Source organism: Paenibacillus allorhizoplanae, assembly GCF_927798215.1.
GTDB lineage: Bacteria > Bacillota > Bacilli > Paenibacillales > NBRC-103111 > Paenibacillus_E > Paenibacillus_E allorhizoplanae.
Genome location: NZ_CAKMMW010000025.1, coordinates 27,392 through 53,883 on the forward strand (window position 1 = coordinate 27,392; position 26,492 = coordinate 53,883).

24 protein-coding genes and 1 pseudogene are annotated in these 26,492 nt (G+C 45.2%); 16 read left to right on the forward strand and 9 right to left on the reverse strand.

The annotated features are described in order from the left end of the window. The first annotated feature begins 4 nt into the window (after positions 1–4). The 8 genes from L6I86_RS28890 to L6I86_RS28925 all read left to right on the forward strand — a co-directional run bounded on the left by L6I86_RS28890 (position 5) and on the right by L6I86_RS28925 (position 8,689). Positions 5–1,540 (forward strand): spore germination protein, encoded by a 1,536-nt coding sequence (locus tag L6I86_RS28890; RefSeq protein WP_236291912.1) that lies wholly within the window; start codon positions 5–7, stop codon positions 1,538–1,540. After that, positions 1,537–2,634 carry a GerAB/ArcD/ProY family transporter gene (locus L6I86_RS28895; protein ID WP_236291913.1) on the forward strand — a complete coding sequence of 366 codons (1,098 nt, stop codon included), beginning with the start codon at positions 1,537–1,539 and terminating at the stop codon, positions 2,632–2,634. Before L6I86_RS28890 ends, L6I86_RS28895 begins: the two co-directional genes overlap by 4 nt. Continuing rightward, positions 2,631–3,749: a Ger(x)C family spore germination protein gene (locus L6I86_RS28900; RefSeq protein ID WP_236291914.1), complete on the forward strand. Its 1,119-nt coding sequence runs from the start codon at positions 2,631–2,633 to the stop codon at positions 3,747–3,749. Before L6I86_RS28895 ends, L6I86_RS28900 begins: the two co-directional genes overlap by 4 nt. Positions 3,750–3,780: 31 nt before the next feature. Beyond that, entirely contained in the window at positions 3,781–4,884 is a 1,104-nt protein-coding gene (locus L6I86_RS28905) for a GerAB/ArcD/ProY family transporter (RefSeq protein ID WP_236291915.1), read from the forward strand. After that, positions 4,881–5,999, forward strand: coding sequence for a Ger(x)C family spore germination protein (locus tag L6I86_RS28910; RefSeq protein ID WP_236291916.1), 1,119 nt, complete (start codon positions 4,881–4,883; stop codon positions 5,997–5,999). The genes L6I86_RS28905 and L6I86_RS28910 overlap by 4 nt, the downstream gene beginning before the upstream one ends. A 148-nt stretch (positions 6,000–6,147) precedes the next feature. Further along, complete coding sequence (gene leuB / locus L6I86_RS28915) at positions 6,148–7,227, forward strand: 3-isopropylmalate dehydrogenase (RefSeq protein ID WP_056609132.1); 1,080 nt, start codon at positions 6,148–6,150, stop codon at positions 7,225–7,227. A 521-nt stretch (positions 7,228–7,748) separates the two neighbouring features. Next, positions 7,749–8,297, forward strand: coding sequence for a peroxiredoxin (locus L6I86_RS28920; RefSeq protein ID WP_028554012.1), 549 nt, complete (start codon positions 7,749–7,751; stop codon positions 8,295–8,297). An 83-nt stretch (positions 8,298–8,380) separates the two neighbouring features. Further along, entirely contained in the window at positions 8,381–8,689 is a 309-nt protein-coding gene (locus tag L6I86_RS28925) for a glycine cleavage system H family protein (protein WP_236291917.1), read from the forward strand. Here L6I86_RS28925 and L6I86_RS28930 read toward each other — a convergent pair whose 3' ends face one another. The 6 genes and pseudogenes from L6I86_RS28930 to L6I86_RS28950 all read right to left on the reverse strand — a co-directional run bounded on the left by L6I86_RS28930 (position 8,690) and on the right by L6I86_RS28950 (position 15,227). Beyond that, the gene (locus L6I86_RS28930) at positions 8,690–8,986 is read right to left on the reverse strand and encodes a hypothetical protein (RefSeq protein ID WP_236291918.1); all 297 of its coding nucleotides are present in this window, start codon (positions 8,984–8,986) and stop codon (positions 8,690–8,692) included. Between the two features lie 131 nt (positions 8,987–9,117). Next, on the reverse strand, positions 9,118–11,079 hold the full coding sequence (locus L6I86_RS28935) for a glycoside hydrolase family 15 protein (protein WP_173110590.1): 1,962 nt from the start codon (positions 11,077–11,079) through the stop codon (positions 9,118–9,120). Between the two features lie 179 nt (positions 11,080–11,258). Then, on the reverse strand, positions 11,259–13,415 hold the full coding sequence (locus L6I86_RS28940; RefSeq protein ID WP_338113455.1) for a 1,4-alpha-glucan branching protein domain-containing protein: 2,157 nt from the start codon (positions 13,413–13,415) through the stop codon (positions 11,259–11,261). A 63-nt stretch (positions 13,416–13,478) separates the two neighbouring features. Next, positions 13,479–14,279 (reverse strand): annotated as a pseudogene (locus L6I86_RS35985) (1,4-alpha-glucan branching protein domain-containing protein); the annotation flags it as partial. Next, positions 14,276–14,839: a DUF4912 domain-containing protein gene (locus L6I86_RS28945; RefSeq protein WP_236291919.1), complete on the reverse strand. Its 564-nt coding sequence runs from the start codon at positions 14,837–14,839 to the stop codon at positions 14,276–14,278. The gene L6I86_RS28945 and the pseudogene L6I86_RS35985, both read right to left, overlap by 4 nt. A 175-nt stretch (positions 14,840–15,014) precedes the next feature. After that, complete coding sequence (locus L6I86_RS28950) at positions 15,015–15,227, reverse strand: KTSC domain-containing protein (protein WP_236291977.1); 213 nt, start codon at positions 15,225–15,227, stop codon at positions 15,015–15,017. Positions 15,228–15,419: 192 nt separating this feature from the next. Here L6I86_RS28950 and L6I86_RS28955 point away from each other — a divergent pair, with 192 nt between their 5' ends. Beyond that, complete coding sequence (locus tag L6I86_RS28955; protein WP_056609146.1) at positions 15,420–15,842, forward strand: hypothetical protein; 423 nt, start codon at positions 15,420–15,422, stop codon at positions 15,840–15,842. A gap of 111 nt (positions 15,843–15,953) precedes the next feature. Here the strand turns inward: L6I86_RS28955 and L6I86_RS28960 are convergent, their stop codons facing one another. Beyond that, positions 15,954–16,727: a LytR/AlgR family response regulator transcription factor gene (locus tag L6I86_RS28960; protein ID WP_236291920.1), complete on the reverse strand. Its 774-nt coding sequence runs from the start codon at positions 16,725–16,727 to the stop codon at positions 15,954–15,956. Between the two features lie 189 nt (positions 16,728–16,916). Between L6I86_RS28960 and L6I86_RS28965 the strand changes: the two genes are divergently transcribed. Further along, positions 16,917–17,546: a hypothetical protein gene (locus tag L6I86_RS28965; RefSeq protein ID WP_236291921.1), complete on the forward strand. Its 630-nt coding sequence runs from the start codon at positions 16,917–16,919 to the stop codon at positions 17,544–17,546. Here L6I86_RS28965 and L6I86_RS28970 read toward each other — a convergent pair. Then, the gene (locus L6I86_RS28970) at positions 17,517–18,158 is read right to left on the reverse strand and encodes a helix-turn-helix domain-containing protein (RefSeq protein WP_236291922.1); all 642 of its coding nucleotides are present in this window, start codon (positions 18,156–18,158) and stop codon (positions 17,517–17,519) included. The two genes, L6I86_RS28965 and L6I86_RS28970, sit on opposite strands and share 30 nt — an antisense overlap. Before the next feature lie 253 nt (positions 18,159–18,411). On the opposite strand from L6I86_RS28970, the gene sigI reads away from it, so the two are divergent. The 4 genes from sigI (at position 18,412) to L6I86_RS28990 (ending at position 23,470) form a co-directional block, all read left to right on the forward strand. Continuing rightward, a complete protein-coding gene (gene sigI, locus L6I86_RS28975; RefSeq protein WP_236291923.1) occupies positions 18,412–19,200 on the forward strand; it encodes an RNA polymerase sigma factor SigI in 789 nt (262 codons plus the stop codon). A gap of 19 nt (positions 19,201–19,219) precedes the next feature. Then, positions 19,220–20,575 (forward strand): anti-sigma-I factor RsgI family protein, encoded by a 1,356-nt coding sequence (locus tag L6I86_RS28980; RefSeq protein ID WP_236291924.1) that lies wholly within the window; start codon positions 19,220–19,222, stop codon positions 20,573–20,575. A gap of 182 nt (positions 20,576–20,757) precedes the next feature. Further along, a complete protein-coding gene (locus tag L6I86_RS28985; RefSeq protein ID WP_236291925.1) occupies positions 20,758–21,771 on the forward strand; it encodes an aldo/keto reductase in 1,014 nt (337 codons plus the stop codon). A gap of 190 nt (positions 21,772–21,961) precedes the next feature. Next, positions 21,962–23,470, forward strand: coding sequence for a leucyl aminopeptidase (locus L6I86_RS28990; RefSeq protein ID WP_236291926.1), 1,509 nt, complete (start codon positions 21,962–21,964; stop codon positions 23,468–23,470). Positions 23,471–23,569: 99 nt separating this feature from the next. Here L6I86_RS28990 and L6I86_RS28995 read toward each other — a convergent pair whose 3' ends face one another. Next, on the reverse strand, positions 23,570–24,058 hold the full coding sequence (locus L6I86_RS28995; protein WP_236291927.1) for a hypothetical protein: 489 nt from the start codon (positions 24,056–24,058) through the stop codon (positions 23,570–23,572). Between the two features lie 195 nt (positions 24,059–24,253). Between L6I86_RS28995 and L6I86_RS29000 the strand changes: the two genes are divergently transcribed. Further along, positions 24,254–25,531 carry an MFS transporter gene (locus tag L6I86_RS29000; RefSeq protein WP_236291928.1) on the forward strand — a complete coding sequence of 426 codons (1,278 nt, stop codon included), beginning with the start codon at positions 24,254–24,256 and terminating at the stop codon, positions 25,529–25,531. A gap of 1 nt (position 25,532) precedes the next feature. Then, the gene (locus L6I86_RS29005; RefSeq protein WP_236291929.1) at positions 25,533–26,456 is read left to right on the forward strand and encodes a Gfo/Idh/MocA family protein; all 924 of its coding nucleotides are present in this window, start codon (positions 25,533–25,535) and stop codon (positions 26,454–26,456) included. Positions 26,457–26,492 lie beyond the last annotated feature (36 nt).

Sequence of the window (26,492 nt, forward strand, 5' to 3'; positions counted from 1 at the left end):
AAGGATGGTATCGATTCGGAGATGGTTAAAAGGTATGAATTCAGTTCCAAGTAAGCAATCATCCGTTCATCTACTTCAAACGATTACAGGAGTAATTGAAAATGACCTTGCTACCTTGCAAACATTTTTTACATTTGCTCCAGATCTTGTTACACGTCGGTTTCAATTAAGGACAGGGGACAATGCCGTTCTTGTCTATTTGGAAGGGCTCATTGATAAATCAGCGATCAATAATAACATCTTATATCCGCTTATGTATGAACTCGAGTCGATCAACGATATTTGGAACTCTTCCATTACAATTGCAAAAACAGAAATGATCACTTTATGGACAGATGTTGAAAATGCGATTTTTCAAGGTAAAAGCGTCCTAATTATTGAGGGGCAGAAGTGTTCACTTATTTTACATACACAAGGCTGGCCTCAAAGAGCGATTAAAGAACCGCAAATCGAATCGACGCTAAAGGGGTCGCATCAAGGGTTTGTCGAGACTTCAGGGCAGAATATTGCTATGATCAGGCGCTATCTTCCTAATCGCGAACTTAAAATAAAAGAATATAGCATTGGTTCTCGTGGGAATACGAGAGTGTCAATCATGTATCTCGAAGATGTATCACAACCTAATATTGTGAAAGAAATGGAGGATCGACTATCGCAAATTAATGTGGATGCCATTTTGAATACGGGAGAATTAGCGGAGTATATTGAAGATCATCCAATAAGTTTGTTTCCGCAGTTAATTATGACGGAACGTCCCGATGCGGCTGCAGCCCATATTTTGCAAGGAAGAATAGTTCTCGTTGTCGACCACTCCCCCAGCGTAATCGTGGCTCCTGTAACTTTTTCGGCGTTCTTTCAAAGTGTTGATGATTACAGCAATCGTTGGCTCATAGCCACTTTCCTGCGTTTATTGCGCTTTCTAGCCTTAATTACAACAATCTCTTTATCGGCGATATATATAGCCATTGTTTCGTTTCATTATGAAGTACTTCCTTTAGCCCTGTTGATATCGATTGGGGAATCCAGAGCAAAGGTACCTTTTCCTCCAATTGTTGAAGCGTTTCTTATGGAACTGGCCCTAGAGATGTTAAGGGAAGCTGGTTTGCGTCTACCGGGCCCAATCGGACAAACAATAGGTGTTGTAGGGGGTATTGTCATCGGTCAGGCGGCTGTGCAAGCGGGAATTGTAAGTAATATTATGGTTATCATCGTTGCTATCACGGCAATTTCCTCCTTTATTATTCCTGATTATGATATGTCCTCCTCGCTGCGGTTGCTTCGTTTTCCAATGATGCTTCTGGCCGCTGTGTTCGGTATGGTGGGAATAGTAATTGGATTGATGATTATAGGTGCACTACTTATTTCAATGGAATCGTTTGGTATCTCCTATGGAAGTCCAATTGCTCCGATCCGACTGTCTGATTGGAAAGACGTATGGATTCGACTCCCGATGTGGAAAATGAAAAAACGCCCAGTTTCGACCAATCCAACTCAACTTATCAGACAGGGTGCAAACAGAGAAGGTGAAGATCAAATATGAAATATGCGTTTAATCAAATTTCTTTGATCCAATACATTTTAATCATATTTGAAACGCAAGTCGGGATAGGCGTCTTATCCCTTCCTCGTGATTTAGCTAAAACTGTGGGTACGGATGGTTGGATATCTATTATATTGGGTTGGATTTTGTCTACGCTAGTAAGTTTAGTCATTATTCAAATTATGAATAAGAACCATGGATTTACGGTGTTCGAACTTTTATCTCAATACTTTGGAAAGTGGGTGGGGAAAGGTGTATCCGTTCTTTGGATTCTATATGCGGCATATGCAGCAAGTGTGGTTATGTTTTCAACAGTCTATCTCGTAAAGCTTTGGATCGTACCTGGAATGCGGGAATTTATCTTAATGCTCCTGCTCATTATACCCATCTATATCATCACGAAGCATGGAATTAGGGTGATCGGACTCTTTGCTGAGCTCGTTCTCCTTGTCTCCATGTGGATGCCTTTCTTGTTATTGTATGCATTAAAAGATACCCATTGGCAGTTTCTTCTTCCAATTGGTAAAGAAGGTCTGTTTCCCATTGTGTCCACTGTGAAATCAACAATTCTTTCTTTCCTCGGGTTTGAAATGGCTTTCATTCTATATCCGTTTCTAAAGGACAAGAAGTCAGCGTCCAAAGGGATTATAATTGCAAACTCTATATCCATGATTATATTCGTTATGGTAACGGTAGTCAGTTTTGTTAGATTTTCTCCAGATGAGATCAATGATTACATCTATCCTACGCTCAACTTATTGAAGCTCATTCAATTGCCTTTTTTGGAGAGATTGGAAATCATCTTTCTTTCCGTGTATTTGTTTACGCTGTTTATGACGATCATTCCCTATCTATATGCAGCTGTTCTTGGTGCAAGTCAATTAGTCGGTATGGAGGATCATCGAACTATGTTACGAGTCGTCATGTGCCTCTGGTTCATCTTACCCTTCTTTTTTCTCCCTTCTGCTTCTCAAATAAATGATATGGGCAAATCGTGGGGGATGGCAGGTACTTATGTCGCGTATATGCTTCCCATTTTTCTATGGATCTACGGATTGCTGTTCCATCCTGCTAGAAAGGAACACAAGCAATGATGAAATGGAGGAGTATTCTTTTAACTGGGGCAGGCTTATTATGTTTAACGGGGTGCGGTAAGGAAGTATATATCGAAAATCAACGTTTTATGGTTGCTGAGGGTATCGATTTTGATGAAGATAAGAAATTGGTCATCTACACTGCTAGTCCTGTCTTCAGTAGAGAAGCAAAGGATAAATATAAAATCACTTCGACAACTGCGGAAACGATGCGTATTGGTAAGAAACAACTCGAGTCGCAAATAAACGGCAGTTTTGGGCCAGGCAAGTTGCAAAGTATTCTTATAGGAAAAAAACTGTTGCAGCAAACCAATGTATTACCCTACTTAGATGTCTTCTTTCGCGATCCTAAAAATGAAATTAATGCCAATATGATAGTGGTTGATGGGCCTGTAAAAGAGGTTATGTATGCAAATATGCGTGATAAAGGCCAATTGGGTATCGTGATCAAACAATTGATTGAAAGTACATATAAAGGCAGAATTTCGGTGCTGACAACCCTCCAGAAATTCCATCAAGAAATGATGGATAGTGCAATAACGCCAAGTATAACGGAAATGAGAGTAGAGAAGGATGATCTTATTATTTCAGGGACCACCCTTTTACATAAAGATGGTACCTATGCGACTTCTTTGAATAATCAAGAAAGTTCGTTATTGCTATTGTTGCAGCGAAATACGAATAATCCCATACCGCTAACGTTTCACATTTCTCCTGAATTATTTCATTCGGAAGAAGAATTGTCTTATGTGAGCTTCAATATTAACAAAGTAAATGTTAACTTTAAATCAAAATTTGAAGAAAATCATCTTACCATCGATATCCAGATGAAGATTCAGATTGATTTAATGGAACGCATGTTTACTTTAGACATGGAGAAACAGAGCAAACAGCTGATACAAGCGGTTGAAGATGAACTAAAAAGAGAGTGCCAAGATGTCATCAAAAAAGCCCAAAAGCATGAAGTGGCCCCCTTTGGGTTTGGTATTTATGTGAGAGCACATAATTATAAAAACTGGAAAAAGGTAGAGGGTAACTGGCCAAAAGTACTATCTGAAGCAACTGTAAATGTTTCACCGCATGTTACGATTAAAAGTACCGGAGTTTCCGAATAAAGCAAAGCAAACGAAAAGGGGAAGATTAACCATGAACAAATATTCGTTCAATCAAATCTCCTTAATCCAATATATCTTGATTATTTTTGAAACCCAAGTGGGGATTGGTGTCCTATCTCTGCCAAGCGATTTGGCTAAAAGGGCAGGTACCGATGGATGGATATCAATCATAATAGGCTGGATGGTGTCCACGCTGCTAAGCTTAGTCATCATTCGAATTATGAAGAAGAATCCCGAGCATACCATATTCGAACTTTTAACTACATACTTTGGTAAATGGGTGGGTAAAGGCTTAACGGTAGTATGGATTCTGGTTGTCGTAAGTGGAGCAAGTAGCGTTATGTATTCAACCATTCATATCATGAAAATATGGATCGTTCAGGATACACGAAACGTCATCTTAATGATCCTTTTTACCATCCCCATCTATATAATTACGAAGCACGGGATAAGGATGATTGGACTCTTCGCTGAGCTTGTTTTATTTATTACTTTGTGGTTACCTTTCTTATTGCTATTTGCACTCAAAGATATCCAATGGATGTACCTTTTTCCAATAGGAAAAGTTGGCGTGTATCCCATTCTGTCTGCCGTAAAATCAACCATTTATTCTTTCCTTGGATTTGAACTTACTTTCATTCTTTATCCTTTTCTTAAGGACAAGAAATCAGCTTCCAAAGGAATTGTGATTGCCAATTCATTAACAATGATTGTGTATCTAGTAGCGACAATCGTCTGTTTTATTAGATTCTCTCCGACTGAGGTCGCAGATTACGTTTATCCCATGCTTAATTTATTGAAGGTGATCCAATTGCCGTTTATAGAACGGCTGGAGATCATCTGCCTGAGCTTTTATTTGTTTATGATATTTATGACGATAATTCCGTATCTCTACGCGGCCACACTCGGAATTAGTCAATTATTAGGCAAGCAAGATCATCGTAGTGCTTTACGCATACTCCTATTCCTATGGGTCTTATCGTCATTCTTCTTTATCCCTACTTCTTCCCAAATCACTCAAATGGGCCAAGCCTGGGGGATAATAGGGATATATAGTGCTTACGTATTACCAATTTTTCTTTGGGTGTATGGATGGATTTTTCATTATTTCATGAGAAAGGAAGCGAAATCATGAAGAAATTCAAACCTATTTCGTTGACATTGGTCGTTTTAATGATCGTATCAGGGTGCGGTAAAGCCGTCTATATAGAGAATCAACAGTTTGTTCTTACAGAGGCAATTGATTTTGATGAGAATAATAAGCTTGTCGTGTACACGTCAACTCCTGTTTTCACGAAAGAAGCCAAGGATCGATATAAAATCACATTCGCAAGGTCTAATACGATGCGCAAATCAAAAGGGGAAATTGATAGTAAGTCAAGCGGCAACCTTGCATACGGGAAATCACAAAATGTGCTCATAGGAAAAAAACTACTGCAGCAAAGAAACTCATTCCCCTATTTAGATGTTCTCTTTCGTGATTCCCGAAATGAGATTAATGCGAATGTGATTGTGATTGATGGGACAGTTAAAGATGTGATGAATACGAACATGAGTGATAAAGGTCGAATTGCCACCGTGATTAAAGATCTTGTAGAAAGCACATATAAGAGCAGGGTCACCGTGCAAACCTCATTACAACAATTTCATCAACAAATAAAGGATAAAGGAATGACGCCTGCATTAACTGAAATGAAACCTATGAAAAATGAACTCGTCATTTCAGGTACTGTTCTTTTACATAAAGACGGTACTTACGCGACCTCTTTGAATCATCAAGAGAGTTCTCTGCTTAACTTATTGCAGGGCAATGCAAAAAATAGCATTCCGTTAACGTTTCAACTTCCTCCTGAAATATTCCATACGAACAAAGAAATGTCGTATGTGAGCTTTAATATCAAAAAAGGAAAGCCTAAAATCAAGGCGAAATTCGAAGGTAATCATTTGACGATTGATATCGAGATGAAGGCTCAGATCGATTTGACAGAACGGTTGTTTCCTTTAGACGTAGATGAGAAAAAAAAGCAATTGGAACAAGCCATTGAAATCGAGTTACAAAAAGAATGCGCGGCACTAATCAAGAAAGCTCAAAAATACCAATTAGATCCTTTTCAGTTTGGCGTTCATGTACGTGCATTCCACTATAAAGACTGGAAGAAGATAGAGGATAATTGGGGAAAAGCGTTATCTGATGCACAAGTCAATATTTCACCTAAAGTGATCATCAAAAGTATTGGCGTTCTAGAATAGTCATTGAAAAATGTTAATAGGTGAAACCTATAAACGCAATAGATTTTATATCTAAAGAAGAGAGTCTCCTTATGGTACAATGAGGTCAGGATATAACGATAGGAAACTAACGAACTAGGTTTGCTAAAATAAGGAGTGAATGATTGTCATGGCTGATGTTAAAAAAATTGCGGTAATCGCTGGGGACGGTATTGGTCCAGAAGTCGTTGCAGAAGCAGAAAAAGTATTGAAACGTACGGAAGAATTATTCGGATATCAATTTGAAACAGAGCACGCGCTTTTCGGCGGTATTGCAATCGATGAGAAAGGTACACCACTGCCGGAAGAAACATTGAAAGTTTGTCAATCCGCAGATGCTGTACTTCTTGGAGCAGTTGGTGGTCCGAAATGGGACAACAATTCTAAAGAGCTTCGTCCTGAAACAGGTCTTCTAGGTATTCGTAAAGCGCTTGGTTTGTTCTCTAACATCCGTCCTGCGTTCATCTTCGACTGCTTGAAAGAAGCTTCTACATTGAAACCAGAAGTTCTTGAAGGTACAGATTTGATCGTTGTTCGTGAGTTGACTGGTGGTATTTACTTCGGTGAGAAATTCCGTCGTGAAACAGCTAACGGGCAAGAAGCGGTTGATACTTGTGCATATAACGTAACTGAAATCGAGCGTATCGCGCGTCAAGCGTTTGAAATTGCGCAAACGCGTCGTAAGAAGCTTGCTTCCGTTGACAAAGCGAACGTTCTTGAAACATCACGCCTATGGCGTGAAACGGTTAACCGTATCGCGGTTGACTACCCAGATGTTGAGCTTGAGCACGTATTGGTTGATAACTGTGCGATGCAATTGCTTCGCCGTCCGTCCAGCTTCGATGTTATCGTAACAGAGAATATGTTCGGCGACATCTTGAGCGACGAAGCAGCGATGCTTACAGGCTCCATCGGGATGCTAGCATCCGCTTCCCTAGGTGAAGGTGCATTCGGCTTGTACGAGCCGGTACACGGTTCTGCACCTGATATCGCAGGTCAAGGTATCTCCAACCCAATCGCAACAATTCTTTCCGTTGCCTTGATGTTCCGATTGACTTTCGGTTACCACGAAGCTGCGGATTCCATCGAGCGCGCTGTGAAAGAAGTCTTAGACGCTGGTCACCGCACAGGCGACATCGCAGTGGATAAGAGCACAGCGATCGGTACGCTGGCAATGGGTCAATTGATTGTTGACGCAATGCGCAAATAATTATACAAAATAAGCTCGCACTTTCGAAGCAAATCTGCTTCGGGAATGCGGGCTTTTTTATATCAGGCTGAGGTGCCGGATCAACTAACCATTCTTGAGAAGCGTATCCGTTAGGGATGGGGAGATCCGCTGGATCAAGTGCAGCAGCTTTATTTTGCTAATCAGAATCTCATAACGATCTCGCTCAAAGCCCCGTACGAATTCGTTAACGAGCTACAGCCTGATAAGCAGAAATATAAATAAGAAAGTGAATCGCCAGCTCGAAGCAAATGTTCACCTTTGGTCAACGTTGTGGTCGTAATTAAGCTCGAGAAACGCTTCTTTTGGTTCTCTGTGAGAGGGAGCAAACTATCCAAAAACGTATGTAAAGGAATGAATGCGTTCACAACGGTTAAGCCTTCATGGATTAAAATAATTATTATTTAGTATACGATCTAATTATTGACTTTCAAGTAGGGGGATGATACCATTTTATACGGATAATATAGAATTTAGATAGATTTTGAGGAGGAATTATACCCATGGCAGAACGTTTAGTTGGTAAACAAGCTCCTGATTTTACAATGGAGACAGCTACAGGTGACGGTACAGCATTTGGTAAAGCATCTTTGTCCGATTACAAAGGAAAATGGTTAGTTCTTTTCTTCTACCCATTGGACTTCACATTCGTATGTCCGACTGAAATCACAGCACTTAGCTATGCTGCTGATCAATTCAAAGCTTTGGACACTGAAATTCTTGGTGTTTCCATCGACAGCATTCACACACACAAAGCGTGGATCAACACACCGGTTAACGATAATGGTCTTGGCAAATTGGCATTCCCACTTGCTGCTGACATTACGAAATCCGTAGCACGTGACTACGGCGTTCTAATCGAAGAAGAAGGTATCGCACTTCGCGGTCTATTCATCATCGATCCAGAAGGCGAATTGAAATACGAAGTTGTTAACCACAACGACGTAGGCCGCAGCGTAGAAGAAACACTTCGTGTGCTTCAAGCGCTTCAATCCGGCGGATTGTGCCCAATGAACTGGAAACCAGGCGACAAAAACTTGGTTGTTAAATAAGTTTTAACTACATAGGAAGGCCCCTCGGTTAGCATGCGAATGCGGGCGGAGGGGTCTTTCTTTCTAAGGAGATCGATCGTGTCATGGATGTTATAACAGAAGAGTTGTTTTGGATACGCCAAGAAGGCAGTGAGGCGGTAATCGGGCTTACCGAGTATGCATTAGAAAAATGGGGCATTATTCTGTACATCGAACTGCCAGAAAAAGGTGTGCAATTAACGAAAGGTGCGTTCATGAGTTCCCTCGAAACAGCGGTAGATGAGCACGATTTATTTTCTCCTGTAACGGGTGAAGTGACCGCTGTGAACATACTAATCGAGCGGGCAACGGGAATGCTTTATGAGTCGCCGTATGAGAAAGGCTGGTTATTCCGAGTCGTATTGGGTGACTGATTAATCGCCGCCCCCACCTCCATCACCACCGCCAGAATCTCCCCCACCGCTATCCCCGCTGCCATCGTGGGAATTACCGTGACTACCATGGTCACTATGCCCACCGTGATGGTGATGATTATGGTGATGACTCTTGTTAGAAGAGAAATCCATGGAGTCATAGGTGGCAAAGCCACTAGAGTCGTTAGTACCACGTCGGCCTTGTGGGCGATTTTTGTTGCGAGAATTAGGAAGTATACCAATAACAAGGAACAGAATAATAGGAGCAAATACGATAAGCGTGATGATACTACCCATGAATATACCTCCTACAGAAGACCATTGTAACTATACCACTATCTACAAGCTATCGTACCACACAATATTCCAATAAGAATAGACAGCGCGCAATGAAAAACCGTCCTCCAAGGAGAACGGCTTGACTTGCCCTATTTCGCGAGTTGCTTATATTTGTTGAGATATTTAACCACAGTCAGCACATAGGTCGCATGCGACCAAGTAAGTGGAGCAACAGACACCGGCTCGCCGGAGAAAGGATCCAATTGCTCAGACAACACACCGCTTTCCATGGCATGTTTGACGACCCACTCGAGCGTTTTGCGCGGTGCCTCGAGGTCAGCAACCGTTTTGGCATACTCGATTTCCCATTCTGCGATCCAGAGGGTACAAATGATCCAAGGATTGCCCGGCACTTTCTCGATATCGGTGGAGCGTTGGAAGTAATAATCATGATGGTAACGGGCGGAGCCACCGACTTCGGTTTTGATCATGAGACCTTCTTTGTTAGCTAACATCGTGCTTACGACACGTGGATCATCAGCAGGCAGAACGCCAAATTCAAAGATACCGTACACGGAGCTTTCCAACGTCATATCCTTCACCCACTGGCCGTCTTCCATATACAAACCGCGAACGAATCGTTGTTCACCTTCGTCCCACAAATGCTTCAGGATACCGGATTTAATTTTCTCCGCGGTGTGCTTGTAGCGATTGCTGCGCTCCTCATCTCCAAACAAATTGCTGAAGTTCGAAGCAGCGATCAATCCCCCGTACACAGCAGATGCCGTGAAGGTATAGATCCCGTAGCGTTCTTCCCATAGATCGTAGCTTGGCTTCGGTAGGTTCAGTTCTTGATCAATGTAAGTGGACATGAATCTAGCCGCTCTACGAATGAGGTTCCGATACAGAGATTGCGCAAATTCCAAACTTCCATTTTTCTGGAAATCCTGCCACAAAGCAAATAAAACAAGTGCTGTCTCATCTTCCTGAATCGGAAGCTGTACACGACCGGAATGAATATAAGGATGCCAGCTGGATCCTACGGTACCGTCTGGATTGTATTTGTGATGCAAGTAACCTTCTGGTGACAGTACATTCGCACAGAAGTTAAAGAACGGAATAATCATGCCTTGGTAGCCAGCCATGGACATCGAATAAGCGATTAACGCACCATCGCGCGGCCACATGTAGCTGTAATGATCTCGGTTGCTCTGCATGATGTCAGAATCATTCGCGGCAATAATAGCTCCGTTCACATCGGTTTGCGTGCGGACGAGCAACAGGCTTTGTTTGAAGAGGCGTTGCACTTCCGGTGTGAGATCAAAGTAGTCGCGATCGATTTTGTTCGCCCAACGCTGCCAATACACCGTCACACGGTCAAGCAGTTTGCCTGGGTGGCTGTCTTTGACGTAGGAGTCGAGCTTCTTCACTTCTTCCAGATTCTTGCCAGCGCCCATCCAATAGTAGAGCGTTTGGTTGCCGTTAGGTGGGACGAACAGTCGGAAAGAGATCGTACTATCGACCGACCCCTGTGCAATGGCATTGCCCATCAGATGGCCATCTTCCGCATCTCGCCATGTGCCTTCGGCGTTATAGAACCTTTTGACACCGGTAGAATATTGGAATATTCCTTCCGTGCCAGTACTTCCGTTAAACATGAAGTAACGATCCTTTTTATAATGAAAGACGGTATTCGTAGAAGGGTAGTAAGCGGCTGTATCGCCAACCTCTGTCTCATTAATGAGCAGATCCTGGTTGAAGAACATACGTACTTCACGAACCGTATTCGTGTGATTGGTAATATGAATTCGTTTCAAATAAATATCTTCGCGCTGGTGAACACCGTCATTCATAAGCAGAGTAACACCGAGGCCGGGATGTGTAGCTGTCACTTCTGTGACGAGGGAATCCTCCACATACGCGAGCTTGAATTGCCACTCAGGGGCATTCAGCCATGCGAAGTCACCATCTACCCATACACCAACACGGCACTGATAACCGCCAATATGGTTAAGCTGGCCTACGAAAGGATAGTACAGATCCCGCATGTAGGAATGCTGATCGAGGTTAATAAGGAATTTTCCATTTCCGATGACCAGATGTCTTGGCAATACAATCACTTCCCCACTCATTTGTTTGATCGCGCATTCAGATCAGGCCAAGAGGACTGAACGATGGAGCACAAGTCTTGCAATTAGGTTACCTAATTCTGACAAAGGAATCAATGATTCTTTGAAAAAAAACTGAAAATTCTTACTGGTCACGCTTTCATTTGGTACGGTTATCCAAATTACTTGATTATTTCCTTTTGATGCGGGGAATGACTGGTTGAAGCAGCCAGATTCGAAATCACTGCCTCGTAAACGTGAGTTGTCAAAGATCCAATTTTCTTCCAGTTATATTCACTGTGAACAGTACGTAAGGCAGTAGCAGCAAGCTTATTTGCATATTGCGGTTGGTCCAAAAGCTGAATGATTTGTGCAGCTAAAGCATCCTTGTCGCCTGGAGGACATGTACATCCGTTAACCCCGTGGCTGACGATCTCCGCCAGGCCTCCTGTATCTGAAACGATGAGTGGCGTTCCGCTGGCCATCGCTTCCAATGCGACTAAACCGAAGGGTTCGTAGAGGCTTGGGAAAATGCAAATTTCTGCCCTTTGTAAAAGCAAGCTTTTGTCAGCCTCATCGAGAAAACCAGTGAAGCTTACTCGGTCTCCAAAGCTAAGAGCGAGTTCCTCTAATGCGTTACGCTCAGGTCCGATTCCAGCGATGACGAGTTTGGCGTCAGGGCATTGAGCGAGTACTTGCGGCATCGCGGCCAAAAGGGTGTGTACGCCTTTTTCATGCACAAGACGGCCTAGAAAAGCAAGGACACGCTGCGGTATCTCGCTGGAGGAAATGGCGTTAGCAAGCAGTGGATTCATCGTAAATAACGTTGGATCTGGTTCAAGCAAGGGAGAAACACTGTTTGGAATTACCGTTATTTGGTGAATAGGAATATGAAAGAGCGCCTTAATTTCCTGCTGCATGGATAGACTGCAAACGATGAGATGATCGGCCGCTTCTGTTAATTTTCCTTCTATGGTATGAATCCGCTTTTGAAGCGGTGACTCGAGTTTTCCAAGATTACGTCCTGTTTCCGTAGCGTGAATCGTTGCTAGAAGCGGGAGGCCCACTTGATGCTTGGCGACATGTGCTGTGTAGTAAACTAGCCATTCATGCGCATGCACCAGATCGAATACGAGGCCCTGTCGTAAGAGGCACAACATGAGATCCGTGAACGCCATATTCATTTGGAATACGCGATCTAGGAAGTGTAAGGAGTCTGTTGTAGGGAGTACTTCCGCTCTATGAATATGGACCCCCTCAGAAACTTCATAAGGCAGACACTCTGGAGACTGACAGGTGATGACATGAACGGAATGTCCATCGGCAGCAAGCCCTCTGGATAAATCGCAAACCGCTCTTGCCAGTCCGCCGATGACATGCGGCGGGTATTCCCAAGCGAGCATGAGAATTCGCAGTTTGGACGGATAGCTCTGTTGGGTCGCCTCTTTGTTCGAGGCAATGGCAACTTCGTTTAAAAGTATTACGGTATCTACACGGGAGGGGGCGCGTAGAAGAGTAGGTTCAAAGGAAGATGGCTGAAAAAGTCGATAATGAAGCTCAGGTAAGAAAGGTGTCTTTCGTTCTAAAGCATGCACCAGCGTGGCTAGCTCTTTGTCAGATCCGACATTGTCTAATGTATTCATAAGGTTATGGAATTGGGATAAATGCGATTCGATGCGCTTCGTCGCATAGGAGGTTACCGTATCTGCATCCAGAATAAACGTCCAGTCGCTGCTCTGCGCGAGCATCAGCTCCCGCGCCGCTTGGTTCAGCGTACGCAGCTGCAGGCTGCTAAGCGCTGCCGGGTCCTGGTGCTTCTGCGCAGCCAGCACCATCCGATCCTCTGCCGCGTGCAGCCGCGGCGTAACCCACTGGCTGCGCGGCTGCAGCCAGACCTCGGCATAGCCGCCGCGGCCCCAGCTCGATACCGGAAGCGTAGCTTCGATGGTCGGCGCATGGGCGGCGGCGTAGCCGCCAAGCGTAGTCGTCTGCACGACTACGCTTTCATCAACGCGCGCGGCAAGGCCGCGCAGCAAGGCTTCGAGCCACTGGTGGCCTTCGTACCACCAGTGCCCAAGCAGTTCGGCATCGTAGGGGCATACGATGACATAGGGCTCTTGAGGCGCAGACGCAGCCTCTGCGCCTAACATCAGGCGCCGCTCCGCGAGGCGGCGTACTTGCGCCACCCGGCTAGCGATGAAATGCTCAGCATGCTGCTGAGCTTTCTGAACGGCACGCGCCGGGTTGTAGGGCACTTTGGCGTCACCATCGCCGGTGACGCTGTAGTACTTGAAGCCCGTGTTGATGCGTGCGCCGTCCGGCAGCACATAGGGCTTCAAGTACGCCCACTCGGCGCCGCCTTCGCGGCCGAGGTCGTGCCCGATATCGCGATAATATTCGCGATAATCGGGGTCGCCGGGGTATCCGACCTCGGCGCTCCAGACATGGGCGCCGGCCTCGGGATCCCGGGCGAACGCACAGGCGCCGCCAGGCGTGCGCAGCGGCAGACCTGCGATGTCCTTGTCAGGGTCGCCGTCGCGGCGGGCTAAGGTGTGCGCATGCGTATCTACGATAAAGTAACGTAGATCCAACGCTTGCAGGTGTGGCTCAAGCGCAGGCGAATAGCCGCACTCTGGCAGCCAGATGCCTGCAGGCGCGACTCCGAAGTGCCGGCGGAATTCCTGTACCGCCGACTCGAGCTGCGCACGTAGCGTACTATCATTTTTTACCAAGGGTAAAAACGCATGTGTCGCGGCGCAGGTAATTAATTCTAAGCAGCCTGTGCTGCTGAGGCTGCGGAACTTGGCAATGAGATCGCCGTGGAGCCGATCGTACAGGAGGCTGATCCGGTGATACTGATCCGCGTACAGCTTAGCTAGCGGGCCGAAGGCCTCATCCCCCCATAGGCGGATGACTTCACGCTGCCCCAACTCGCAAAGCGAGGAGAGGTGCTTGCGAAGCCGCAGATGCATGCGGGAATCTTCTAGCATGGCAAGCAGAGGTGGAGACAATGACAAGGTAAGTCGGAATGGCACTTCATCTTCTATAAGCTTTTCCATCATGTCTATGAGAGGCAAGTACGTATCGACAACGGCTTCAAAAAACCAGCGTTCTTCTAACGTAATGTCAGATGAATTATGGCGAACATAAGGGATATGGGCATGCAAGAGCAAAGCAATATAGCCTTGTACGTTAGTGCTCAATCAGTATCGCCTCCAGATTCCATATCTACAAGGTAAGTGTTCTTCGGGACATACACCGAATAGGCCGAGAAATACGCATGTTCATCAGGCGTTACTTGCGGTACTAGAAGAGACGTTGGCTGGTAAATGAAAGGATGATCCGTTTCGACTGGATGATGATCGCTAGGCAGGCTTGTCGCTGGGATTTGAATGATATTGGAATGCAGGAGCGGAAGGAAATATCCTTGCTCATTCCGGATACCTAGTCTTGCACAATACGATTGACCGGAGGCTAACCCGCTTAGAAAGCAGGAGTCTCCAGGGGGAAGCATAAGCTCTGAGACCCGATCTACGGGTTGCTGCAGTTTGCTGAAGGATGTGGGAGATGGATCAACGACTTCGTGAAACCGTAGTGTAGGAGATAAAGAGCGCCAGTCCTTCTGGAAATGTTCTTGCAGTAACATCTGCTTACTGGAAGAAAGCTGCCAATAAATAAACTGGACAGATGGGGATTGTACCAGTAAATAAAGGGTATCGCCATCAAGGGCAAAGGGGCGTGCTTGAATAGAGATCAGACTCACCTTTTCTGCTTGCTTATGTTGTAAGAAGGAACAATTGTGTTAATCCTATGTTTTATTGTAGCATATGCGCCATATAAACCAAAAATCTCCACCCCATAATAAAGGGGGGAGATTGCTTGTGTACCACTTGCGGTTACTCATCATGATTGGCCGAGGGTAAAGGGGATCCTGTGACTTACTTGGTAGAAATGTTTTCTTCCATGTACCTACTCTCCGTAAGTCTCATTAGAGAATCATATCGATTCGCCGATGTGAAAAGCAAGAGATACTCATCTTGTTTTACATTGGTGTAGGAGGCTCTGAATCCGGTATGATACTGGACTGTCATGCTGGAGGATTGATCGTCATACTGCACAAAGGCTATCTGTCTGGAAACACTCGGAATCATGTTCACGCCGCTCTCCCCTTCATCTTAAGAATTCGGAAAACACGTAATGGATCGGTCATTACTAACATTATGCTTATTCAAACACATTTAGAATGATTTGACATAAGCTAACGCACTTATGAAAAAGGAATTTCACACATTTGTAACGAATATATTAAATTAATCCGGGTTCGACGATTAGGAGGGAATTCCATGAGTTTTTGCTGTGGAGCCAGTATGATTGGAACAAAAGGTACTTTGAAGCACATACGTACACAAATTCACAATGTGCCCATCCTCTTCTGCCCGGTATGTCACCATATTGAGGTTCACTATCTGGTGGAGAACGAATATGAAATCCTCGCTGAATATGCCCATGGGGATGGTGCTGTTGAAGTCGATTTTATTGAATACGTAGATGGCAAAGATCATCTGTTGCACGACAACTGTGTAAATCACGAAGGCGAAGAGCCGCTCGATATCGTTCGCTGCCAAATTGACATGGCGTTAGATCTGTTAGGATTCGCCAAGACAATTGAGGATCAGGAATGGGAAGAGCAACTTATGAAGCGATTAAAAATGCTTAGCGCACGCCGCGACAAGCTGAAAAATAAAAAGACCTCTAAGAATTCTTAGAGGTGGGTGTCATCCTGAGGCGATTTACTGTACGAAATGGAAAACCTCCTGCTAATTTTCTGAATTTTGCTGTTTTCGAAGCAATTGCCAGAGAATAGTCGGAGGTTTTCCTTATTTAACTTCCTGCAGCAGCTTTGCGAATTCCTTCTGCAAATCACGGCTGAGGGGGATCTTGACGGAGGTGTGCCTCAAGTGAATGATAAATCTCCGAGAAGTGGGGAACCCGCTTTCTTTCACAAACGAAACGACATGCCGCAGATTCACTAGATAGCCCTTGAAGGGGCTGAACATATGGGGTGTGCTTTGAGCCAGAATATCCGATAAATTCGAACTGGATTCCATTTGAGCCCCGTTCACCAGATGAATTCTGGAGAGTCGCTTGTCTTCCTTTTCCACAAAGAGTATGGCATCTTCGGAAATAGGGAGTTGTGATTTTTGATTTTTAACGGTAATCCACGTTGCGGAGGCAGGCTGTGGTTCTTCCGAAATACGGCTTCGATCTAATTGGATTTCTGCAATCGTTTTGCGGATGGCAGCTTGAAATTTCGGCAGCATAACAGGTTTGGAGAGAAAATAGACAGAATCAAGCTCATGAAAGGCGGTCAAGATATGCTCGGTATTCGTTGTTCCACTAACCATAATGACCTTCATTTGATACCCTGATAGTCGTAAGGCTTGCACAACGCTGATGCCATCCAATTTACCTTCAAGCCCAATATCCATGAGAAGTATATCTGGCTGCAGCTTATCGTAATCCCGTAGAAATTGTTCCCCATCCGATACGATCGAAATGACCTGTAATCCACATTGCTGACAATAGTTTTCAAGTAATTGACCTACCCAGTAATTATCTTCTACGATGGCGACTGTAAAGCCATGCTTCATTTACGGATCTCACTCCAATCCTTTCTAGACAATTGCAGAAACTTTTGTCATCTTATACGCTATAACAGCCAACTTAGTCCACTTTGAATGCAAAAGTACAAATATCTTGTATACTTTTAAATGTAATTATAGAAATTGTCAAGTTGCTTATCGTATGATTTCGTCGCTTAGAAATGAGGGAAAGCGCAATTGTTCACATGGGTAAAATTGATACTAGCCATTATTCATTTTGTTCCCATGCTCTTATTCTCCTTGCTGCTGTTTCGGATTCGAATAAAGCCATATTGGAAACAAATATCGCTTGCCGTACTGGTAGGCTCACTGCTCTCATTAATTAATAATTCGCCTTTAATATTGGTTTGCATCATATGTATCTTACTTATGTGTGTATGGAAATATCGATTTGTACCTGCATTGCTTATTGCACTTTCCGGCTACATTATGCCAGTTCTCATATCAACGACTGTCATTGTTTGTGTCGATTTTACACAAGACGAAGCCTATAATGTGATCAAGAACGATCTTACCATTACTTATGTGACGCGCTTCTTTATTCAGTTGGGCAAATTCGCATTTCTCTTAACACTATATAAACGTAGATTAGGATTTACCTTTCTTTCGCATTATACGAGAATTCCGTTCAATCGAGAAAATGTCGGGGCCTATTTATACATGATCGTTGTTATTATTGGCATGATCTACCGTCATGCTTTAAGTGATAATGTATTCAGTGTTGTGATGCCGATCCAGCTATTGAGTATGGCAACGATTCTCTTCATTTATGTCATGCTAAGTAAAGAACTTGGCTTTCAACGATGAGGGACAGGGATTACCCATTGATTCCAAATTGTGTCCATTATTAAATGCGACATAATCAAGAATCGTTTGATGATACTTCTTCTGTGGTATTGCTGCGGCAATGATGAAGGGTGCATTTTCATATGTATCAAAATAAAGTTTGCCTTCTGAGGAGGCATACTTTTTTACTTTGTTCAGATTTACGAAAAGATGCATATCCATTTTCACAAAATGATGCTCTGTTAATGTTTCGATAAAGTGTGTGAAAGCCACGAGAGATTCAACTTGTTCTTCTCGCATGCCGTCTTCTGAGTAGTAGATAATCGATTGGATTCCGAATTCCACATACCAGATGGTATCCAGATTTGCTTGCGCTGGCTTCGACCACGTGGAAGTTTCTTCTAGATATCCTGCCTTTTTAAGTAAATCCGTATACGGGTATTGATAAGCTTGTGCCAACTTTCTCAAGGTCTCAGGAGAAGGTTTAATGACATCATTGGTCGTTCGATTACGACCCAGTTCCAAATCTCTAATATATGCATGAGATAGACCGCTCTTATTAGCTGCTTTACGCAATGAAGCTTTGCCTCGTAACGTTTCAAGAAACTTACCGAAGTTATTGCTTGCTTCCATATGAAACACCTCCCTTGTCGTACCACCTCTATTCAACATTGCTCATCTGAGAGGGCATCGTGATAAAGGTTTTCTTAATATTATAAAGGATAGATAAAGCAATTGAAACCGTAAACAAGGGTTTATTTGCCAGTAGGTGCTCATTTAGAGATCTATGTTATAATGAATCAGCAAATTATTTATAAATTTCATCATACGTACCCCCCGAATTGTTATATACAAGGACGAAACTACTATACTGTGAGGTGGAAAGGTGCTACTGGTACTATTCAAAAAGTTTCTGGGAAAGAGTGAGTCCCATGGAAAAAATGAACCGCAAGCCTCTTCACTTGAGGTAACTATACATCAGATTCAAGAGGGAGACCTACGACTAAGGAATCAATTTATTTCAGATTATCAGCCCTACGTAGCCAAAGTAACGAGCAGGTTCTGCAAGAGATTTATTGATCCCGCAAGAGATGATGAATTTAGCATTGCCCTAGCGGCTTTTAATGAAGCTATTAATCAATACTCTTCGGTTATGGGAAGATCTTTTCTAGGTTTTGCAGAGACTGTTATCAGGCGAAGGCTCATTGATTTTATTCGTAAGGAGCAACGCTTCAAAGGGCAAATCCCTTACAGCTCGTTTGATCAAGAAGATGAAGAAGATAACTTAATGAATCCAATAGAGGTTCATCAAGCCATCGAAGCCTATGAGAAGCAGAAGGGTTTAGAAGAAAGGCGAAGTGAAATTATTGATTTTAATCGCTGCTTAAGTGATTTTGACATTAATTTCTCGGAATTAACGGATGCCTCCCCCAAGCATGACGACTCAAGGCAGATGCTTTTCGGTATCGGCCGTACACTTGCACAGGATTCAGAGCTTATGCGCACTCTGTTGACGAAACGACAGCTGCCAATTAAAGAGCTGCTCGAGCAAGTTCAAGTATCTAGAAAAACTTTGGAACGAAATCGTAAGTACATCATTGCCATTGCACTTATTTTTAACGGTCCATACCCTTATTTACGGGATTACTTACATATTCGCGATGAAGAAAGTTGAATGAAAGGAAGAACAGCGCATGAACAAGGGGATCGTAATGGAATTAAGCGAAAGCTCCATTATTGTAATGAATTCAGAGGGGCGTTTTGATAAGTTGCCAAGGGGGACGCGCAGCTGTGAGTTAGGTGAAGAGATTCTCTATTCACCCATGAAGCGTCGGTTACAAGTACCGCAAATGGCTGTCGTTTCAGCATTAGCTGCTGCAATCGTTGTATGCTTCGTTCTAGTCACAACCTTGTCAGGCGGCGTGCCCGGCAATAGCGTAGTTGCGTACGTAACCATTGATATTAATCCAAGTGTTGAGATTGGCATTGATAATAATGAGATTGTTCGTGACCTGCATGGACTCAATACAGACGGTGAGGATCTGATTCAAGCTTTAGTGTTTGAAGGTAAGTCCTTAGAGGATGTAACGTCTGATATTCTCGATAAAGCCGAGCAAGGGGCATTAGCGAAGGGCGAAGGAGATATAATTATTTCCTCAACGGTTGTAGGAGCCAAAACAACGGTCAGCGACGAAGCGATTGCGACGAAGCTGAAGGCTCAGGTCAATAAACACATCGAAGACAGTCATCCGGACCAAGTGAAGAACTATGAAGTGCAAGCCTTCGCTGCGCCACAAGAAGTAAGGCAGGAAGCGAAAGCCAGTGGTGTTTCCGCAGGTAAATATGCGATCTATCTAAATGCCATTGATAATGGTGCCAAAGTATCGCTGGATGACATCAAAACGACTTCTATTCATCAACTTGCAAAGGACAACGGTGGTATTCAAACGTTCGTTAAACCGGATAAACCGATTGATAAGTCTTCTTTGCAAAGGTTACTTGCTGACGAGAAGTCCGGCAAGCTCAGTGAACGAGCTGGGCAAACTTCCGTTGCCAAATCTGGTGCAGATAATACATCTAATAAAGATGACGACAAAAACAGTAAAAATAACAACGGCAAAGGTAACAACACAGGGAATAATACCCCGGGCAAAGTGACGAAGAAACCGACGCCGACGCCAACATCGAAGAATGACAATAATAACAATGGTAAGAACAACGGAAATGATAAGAACGATAACGATAATAAGGATGATCGTAAACCGCCCCCAAAGCCGGATCGTAAGGATGATGACGACGATGGGAAGAAACCAACGGTAACGAAGAAACCAACGGCTACACCAAAGGCGACGCCAACACCAACTCCTAAGGCAACTTCAACACCGAAGGCAACTGCGAAGCCTACAGTGAAACCAACAATTTCAAGTAAACCTACGGTAAACCCATTTCAGCAATCGAAAGATGACAACGGGAAATTCCCAGGTGTCAATTGGGGCTGGGGAAACAATGATCGTGACGACAATGGTAGTCAAAATGAGGGAAGAAGATAAAGGAAGAGCACCTGAGGCATTTGTCTCAGGTGCTTTTGCATGTAAGCGACCTAGTGGACAGCATGGAAAGTAGAACTGACTTGTATTACAATATTGAAGTGAAGAAGGAAGCTCTTGCGGGAGAGCATGAGAATGTCAAAGTTAATTTGAAAATGAACCAGCAAACCTGAGGGGGAATAAGGTTGAAATATTCAACGTTTGGGAAGTCAGGCTATAAAGTTTCGTCATTAGGGTTTGGCGCCATGAATTTGCCTAGCGTACCCTTGGAACAAGCGAGAGAAGCGCTTAATTATGCTTTGGATCATGGCATTAATTACATAGATACTGCGGCAGCTTATAGGAACAGCGAAGAAATTATCGGGGAGTGTATCTCGCATCGAAGACAGGATTATTTCTTGGCAACGAAAACGGGAGCACGCGATTATGCTACTGCGAAAGCGGAAATTGAGCGAAGCCTGGTACGTATGAAGACCGATCATGTTGATTTACTACAAATTCACTATGTGAATAATGTAACGGAATACAAGAAAGCGATGGAAGTCGGTGGCGCCTACGAGGCAGCATTAGAGGCTCAGCGAGAGGGGAAAGTGCGATTTATCGGCATTTCCGGACATCGTCCAGATCTACTTGTTAAATGGATTGCGAAAGGGCAATTCTCACAAATATTATTTCATTTGAACTTGGCACAGCCCTTCGCCTTGGATGAGCTAATTCCCAAAGCAGCTGAGATGGATTTGATGCGGGTAGCGATGAAGCCTTTATCAGGTGGATTCATACAACCAGTGGATCGGGCGATCCGCTATCCGTATAGCCAAGATGTGCATGTGACCATTTCAGGGATGGTCAGCGTCAAGGAAGTGCAAGAGAATTTGGAGGCGCAGCGAAAAGAAGTTGGCCCAGAGGAACGCCGTGAACTAGAACAGCTTGCACTTGAGTTAGGTGAGCACGATTGCAGACGTTGTAATTATTGCTCTTGTCCACTGGAAATCCCGATCCCTGACGTCATGATCGCGAGTAAGTTCAGGGAGAAATTCGGCTTGCTGCCGAAGGGGGATGGATTTTTCAAGCGGCATCAGGAAAAAATAACTAGCTGTGCGGACCATGATCCTTGTAAAGTGGTCCCACTATGTGAAGCAAAGTGTCCATACCAACTACCGATGTCTTCGGTTGTGCAGAAGGCTGCTTCGTTTTATTAGGGGGGAGTTAGTGGCTGCTATCTGGGACTTCGGAATGATGCTGCATGACTAATGCTCCTCAGTCCAGGCGAATTGGCGGGGGCAACCAGAATAGGAATCAAGATACAAAAAACAGGAATAACGATGAGAGCGATTAGTGGGAAGAATAAAGTAAGAGTAGAAATATAGATGAGGGTAGGGACAACTTCCTATGTTTACAAAAATAACGAACGTTACAACAGGGGTTTACACCTCGTTGCTAGATAACACAACAGGGGCAGACGCGATTCTCGTCTGCCTCACAGAAGCGGAGCTGCGCCAGGACGGCGTCCTCGGCCAGCCGCAGCTCGACCAGGCCCTTGAGCGCATGCGCGCAAAGGGCCTATTCACGGGCGCCTCAGGCGAGCTCGAGGCGCTGCCGACCCACGGGCTGCTGCCGTACGCGTACGTGCTGGTTGCGGGGCTCGGCCCCGCAGCCACGCGCGATACGCTGCGCGCAGCCGCGGTCTTTGCAGCGCGCAAGATGCTTGCGCTGCAGTTCGAACGCTTGGCGCTGAAGCTGCCAAGCGGGTTTGACAGCCGGTCAGCCGCCTCGGCGCTGACCGAAGGGCTGCTTCTCGGTACGTACCGCATCGCGTCGTACCGCAAAAACGAGCCTGCGCGCGCGGAGCTGCGCCAGGCGGTGTTGCTCACAGAAGCGGCTGCGGATGCAGCGCTTCTGGCAAGTGCGATCGCAGCCGCAGAGGCGGTTGCGGAGGGTACGAACTATGCCCGGGATCTCACGAACCTCCCGGGCAACAAGCTTGTGCCGGCTTCCCTCGCAGAGGAAGCCATCCGTATAGCCCAGCACTATGGCTTCGCCATAGAAGTGCTGGATGAGCACGAGATCGCCGCCCGCGGGATGGGCGGCCTCACAGCGGTGGGCGCGGGCAGCGTCCACCCGCCCCGCATGATCACCCTGCGTTACACGGGTGATCCAGATAGCGCCGACGTGCTGGGCCTCGTCGGCAAGGGCGTTACCTTCGATACCGGCGGTATCTCGATGAAAAAGCCCGACGGCATGGAAGAAATGATCAGTGACATGGGCGGAGCCGCCACACTGCTTGGTGCTCTACACGTTGTCGGTCAATTGAAACCGAAGGTGAATCTGGTTGTGGTCATTCCCGCAGCAGAGAATATGACGTCTGGCACCGCGTACCGCCCAGGGGATATCGTCAAGATGCTCAGCGGGCATTCCGTGGAGGTGCTGAATACTGATGCGGAGGGTCGTATTATTTTGGCAGAGGGAATCACTTACGCGAAAGCGCAAGGGGCGAACCGACTGATCGACGTAGCGACATTAACGGGCGCAATTTTGATCTCCTTTGCAGATATCGCAACAGGGGCTGTAACGAATGACGATGAATTCATTAAGCCATTTCTGCAAGCAGCAGGAGCTGCTGGTGAGAAAGTATGGCAGCTTCCGAACTATCCCGAATACCGTGCGATGCTGAAAAGTGATGTAGCGGATATCAAAAATGCTACCTCCTCCGACCGCTGGGCAGGTGCAATTACGGCTGGTCTGTTTATCGGATACTTTGCCGAGGAAACGCCGTGGATCCATTTGGATACCGGTGGCACTGCTTGGCTTTGGTCGGCCAAAGGCATCGAGCCCAAAGGGGCAACCGGTGTTATGGTTCGTACGTTAGCTGCCTATTTGTGCAGCGAGCAGCTCACTTAATCTTTTTCAAATGAAAAATCACCCACGTCTGAGACTCCTATCTGCTTATTGCATGTAGGCTGAGTCTCAAGTGTTGGGTGATTTTATGTTTTGTGGCTATTAGGCGCCAACCTGTTGCCCCACAGAGGCAGGTTGTTTAAAGTTGGTTTGCAGTAATTCTTGAATATCCGAAGTGCGAATAATTAGACGGTTCACTTCATTGGTTGTATAAGAGAGCTGTTTGGTGCGCTGTTCAAGCTGATCTAAGGAAATGCCGATCCAATTCTTCTTACGGCGATGCTTGAATAGGTCGTATTTGAGTACAGTAAGCGTTGCCGCAAATGGATCTGGCTTTACATACACATCTTTCATGTTATCTGCTAGATTGAAGAAAAGCTTGCCGCCATTCCATTTGATATAACCAGGTTCAAAAAGGATCACGAGAAAATCAGTATCACCGCTGTCCTTGTTTTCCATTGAAATGAGGCGTACAGCGCCGTTCCCTTTGGGCTTAATATATTGATTCGAGCGAATATCAGGTAAAAAAGGAACGATAAGAATCGGGCAAACACTAGCGACATACAAATAAGTAGTTGACTCAAATTTCATAGAGAGTACAATGAAAATCAAAAAGAGCAACAAAGTTGCCAGCAAACCCCAATATTTAGGTTTCATAAGGTTACGATGATCCCGCCTGACATGATAGATTAGGTAGTCTCTCCTATTTTAACATAAGCAACCCATAGGTTGTAAACTATTAGATCCTGCTAACCTTGCTAGACCGACAAAAGGAGATTTATGCCTATGAAATTATTCGATCCGAACACGCGCAAACCGAAGAAAAAAATGTCCACCTACCGGAAAAGCTTACTCGTTGCGACATTTGAGGGTTTTCCTGCTGTTATTATTTTCCAACTGCTTGGCGGACCGTTCCTAACCGGTTACTTAATTTACTTAGGTGCAAGCTCGACCGAGATCGGACTTATTCTAGCGATCACAACAGTCGTCAATATCGTGCAAATTGCGATGGCAGTCGTTATGCAGAAATTCCGAAATCGGAAGCGGATGCTGATTATTTTCGGATCTACCCATCGTGTGTTATGGTCTTGTGTCGGTATAATTCCTTTTGTCTTGCCGCAAGAGTATTGGGTGATTACCTATATGATTCTGTACACGGCTGCGCATCTAGGGAATGCGGCTGGGGGGATTGTGTGGACCTCACTGATCAGTGATGCGGTACCTGGACCGATTCGTGGACGTTATTTTGGACTGCGTAATACCATTCTGGGTGGCGTGAGCTCGCTGGCGCTATTCGTAGGTGGTCAGATTCTCGATAAGTACCCGGGTGAGCAGGGATTCAATTACATTTTTATGATCGTAAGTGTTTGTGTGGTTCTTAACGTAATTGCTTACTTTTTGTACCCGAATCCACCTTTTGAGCCTTCAACGGCATCCAATCCAGTTGGTATGCTCCAGAAGCCATTAATGGATCGCGCGTTTCTCAAAGCGATTATTTTCCTGGCCGCCTTCCTCTTCGTGCAAGGATTGACCGTGCCTCTTTTCTCCTATGTCATGCTGAAGTTGATGAACATTTCCTACGGAACTGTTTCCTATATTACAGTGGTACATACCTTAGTCATGATGGCTAGCTATTATGTATGGGGAAATTTGAATGCACGATTCTCGGCCCAAACCTTGTTATTATGGTCATTACCGATCATTGCGTTAGCGTGTTTATTATGGGGAACTATCGCTTTCATTCCAGCTGTTGTTGTGCTGTTCTTGGTTCATATTGTGCTCGGGATTGGTTTGGGAGGCTTCAATCAAATGGTATTCGCTTTTACAATCGGGGATACTCCAAAGAGTGAGCGTCCGATGTATATTGCGACGTATTCGGCGATCACAGGTTTCGCAGCTTTCTTGGGACCTGTTGCAGGTGGGAAGATTTATGCCCTAATTGTGGATCAACCTGAGTGGGTGCAGGTGTATGGCGTATCCACGGTAGTTGGCGCTATCTTGCTCATACTTGGCTTGTGGGTAGGACGTTATGTATTACGAACAGAAATAAGGAGTGGTGTTTAGCATGTCAAAAAAAAGAATTGGCCTCATCGGCTTAGGCGATATTGCACAAAAAGTATACTTACCGCTTCTTTCCGTCAATGAACAAGTAGATCTTGTAGGGATTATGAGCTCTACACCAGCGACTGTGGAGCGCATGAAGTCGAAGTACAGAGTGCCGTTCGGGACGACACAATTGGACGAATTGTTAGCGCTTGGATTGGATGCTGTTTTCGTGCATAGTCCGACGTCGACGCATTATGATATTGCGATGACATGTATGGCGCATGGCGTTGCAGTCTATGTAGATAAGCCGCTTTCGTACACGTGGGCAGAGTCCGTGGAAATGGCTTCCTATGCGGAGCGCAAAGGTGTGCTGCTTGCTGCGGGCTTCAACCGTCGCTACGCACCTCTATATATCGAAGCGAAGACGTGGTTGCAGGAAGCGGGCGGATTCGATGTGGCTTCAGCCGTCAAACATCGTACCAAGCTGCAAGGACACAGTGCCAAAGAAACGCTGTATGACGATTTGATCCATATGCTGGACACGTTACTTTGGTTAGGAGAAAGCTCTTACGAAGTGATGGCCTCCCATCAACAAGTGGATGATAGCGGCAAGCTGCTGCATGCCTCAGGAACGCTGGGCTTTGGTTCCGCGATAGGCTCCTACAGTATGGTCAGACTCGCTGGTGTTGATTTGGAAAAGGTGGAGCTGCACGGCAGTGGAAGATCCGTCGAGGTAACGAATTTGGAGTCAGCGGTCTTTTATGATAAAAATGCCGCTCCGCGCCTGCGGACCTTCGGCAGCTGGGACACCGTGCTGGAGCGTAGAGGCTTCGCTGGTGTCGTCCAGCATTTCTTGGATTCGCTGGATAATCCGAATGCTTGTGGCATTCGCGGGGATCGGGTGCTGGCTTCGCACGAGCTGGTGGAGAAGCTGTCGGTGTGAGGGGACTTGCACCGGGTTCCGGACCTTAATCTAATC

Excerpts from the sequence above, each read along its gene's own strand:
- L6I86_RS28910 (WP_236291916.1), top strand. The coding sequence starts at position 4,881 with ATGAAGAAATTCAAACCTATTTCGTTGACATTGGTCGTTTTAATGATC.
- L6I86_RS28950 (WP_236291977.1), bottom strand. The coding sequence starts at position 15,227 with ATGATTCCGAGTGTTTCCAGACAGATAGCCTTTGTGCAGTATGACGAT.
- L6I86_RS28895 (WP_236291913.1), top strand. The coding sequence starts at position 1,537 with ATGAAATATGCGTTTAATCAAATTTCTTTGATCCAATACATTTTAATC.
- L6I86_RS28995 (WP_236291927.1), bottom strand. The coding sequence starts at position 24,058 with ATGAAATTTGAGTCAACTACTTATTTGTATGTCGCTAGTGTTTGCCCG.
- L6I86_RS29005 (WP_236291929.1), top strand. The coding sequence starts at position 25,533 with ATGTCAAAAAAAAGAATTGGCCTCATCGGCTTAGGCGATATTGCACAA.
- L6I86_RS28970 (WP_236291922.1), bottom strand. The coding sequence starts at position 18,158 with ATGGAAGCAAGCAATAACTTCGGTAAGTTTCTTGAAACGTTACGAGGC.
- L6I86_RS28905 (WP_236291915.1), top strand. The coding sequence starts at position 3,781 with ATGAACAAATATTCGTTCAATCAAATCTCCTTAATCCAATATATCTTG.
- L6I86_RS28960 (WP_236291920.1), bottom strand. The coding sequence starts at position 16,727 with ATGAAGCATGGCTTTACAGTCGCCATCGTAGAAGATAATTACTGGGTA.
- L6I86_RS28955 (WP_056609146.1), top strand. The coding sequence starts at position 15,420 with ATGAGTTTTTGCTGTGGAGCCAGTATGATTGGAACAAAAGGTACTTTG.
- L6I86_RS28990 (WP_236291926.1), top strand. The coding sequence starts at position 21,962 with ATGTTTACAAAAATAACGAACGTTACAACAGGGGTTTACACCTCGTTG.
- L6I86_RS28890 (WP_236291912.1), top strand. The coding sequence starts at position 5 with ATGGTATCGATTCGGAGATGGTTAAAAGGTATGAATTCAGTTCCAAGT.
- L6I86_RS28920 (WP_028554012.1), top strand. The coding sequence starts at position 7,749 with ATGGCAGAACGTTTAGTTGGTAAACAAGCTCCTGATTTTACAATGGAG.
- L6I86_RS28900 (WP_236291914.1), top strand. The coding sequence starts at position 2,631 with ATGATGAAATGGAGGAGTATTCTTTTAACTGGGGCAGGCTTATTATGT.
- leuB (WP_056609132.1), top strand. The coding sequence starts at position 6,148 with ATGGCTGATGTTAAAAAAATTGCGGTAATCGCTGGGGACGGTATTGGT.
- L6I86_RS29000 (WP_236291928.1), top strand. The coding sequence starts at position 24,254 with ATGAAATTATTCGATCCGAACACGCGCAAACCGAAGAAAAAAATGTCC.
- L6I86_RS28980 (WP_236291924.1), top strand. The coding sequence starts at position 19,220 with ATGAACAAGGGGATCGTAATGGAATTAAGCGAAAGCTCCATTATTGTA.
- L6I86_RS28925 (WP_236291917.1), top strand. The coding sequence starts at position 8,381 with ATGGATGTTATAACAGAAGAGTTGTTTTGGATACGCCAAGAAGGCAGT.
- L6I86_RS28930 (WP_236291918.1), bottom strand. The coding sequence starts at position 8,986 with ATGGGTAGTATCATCACGCTTATCGTATTTGCTCCTATTATTCTGTTC.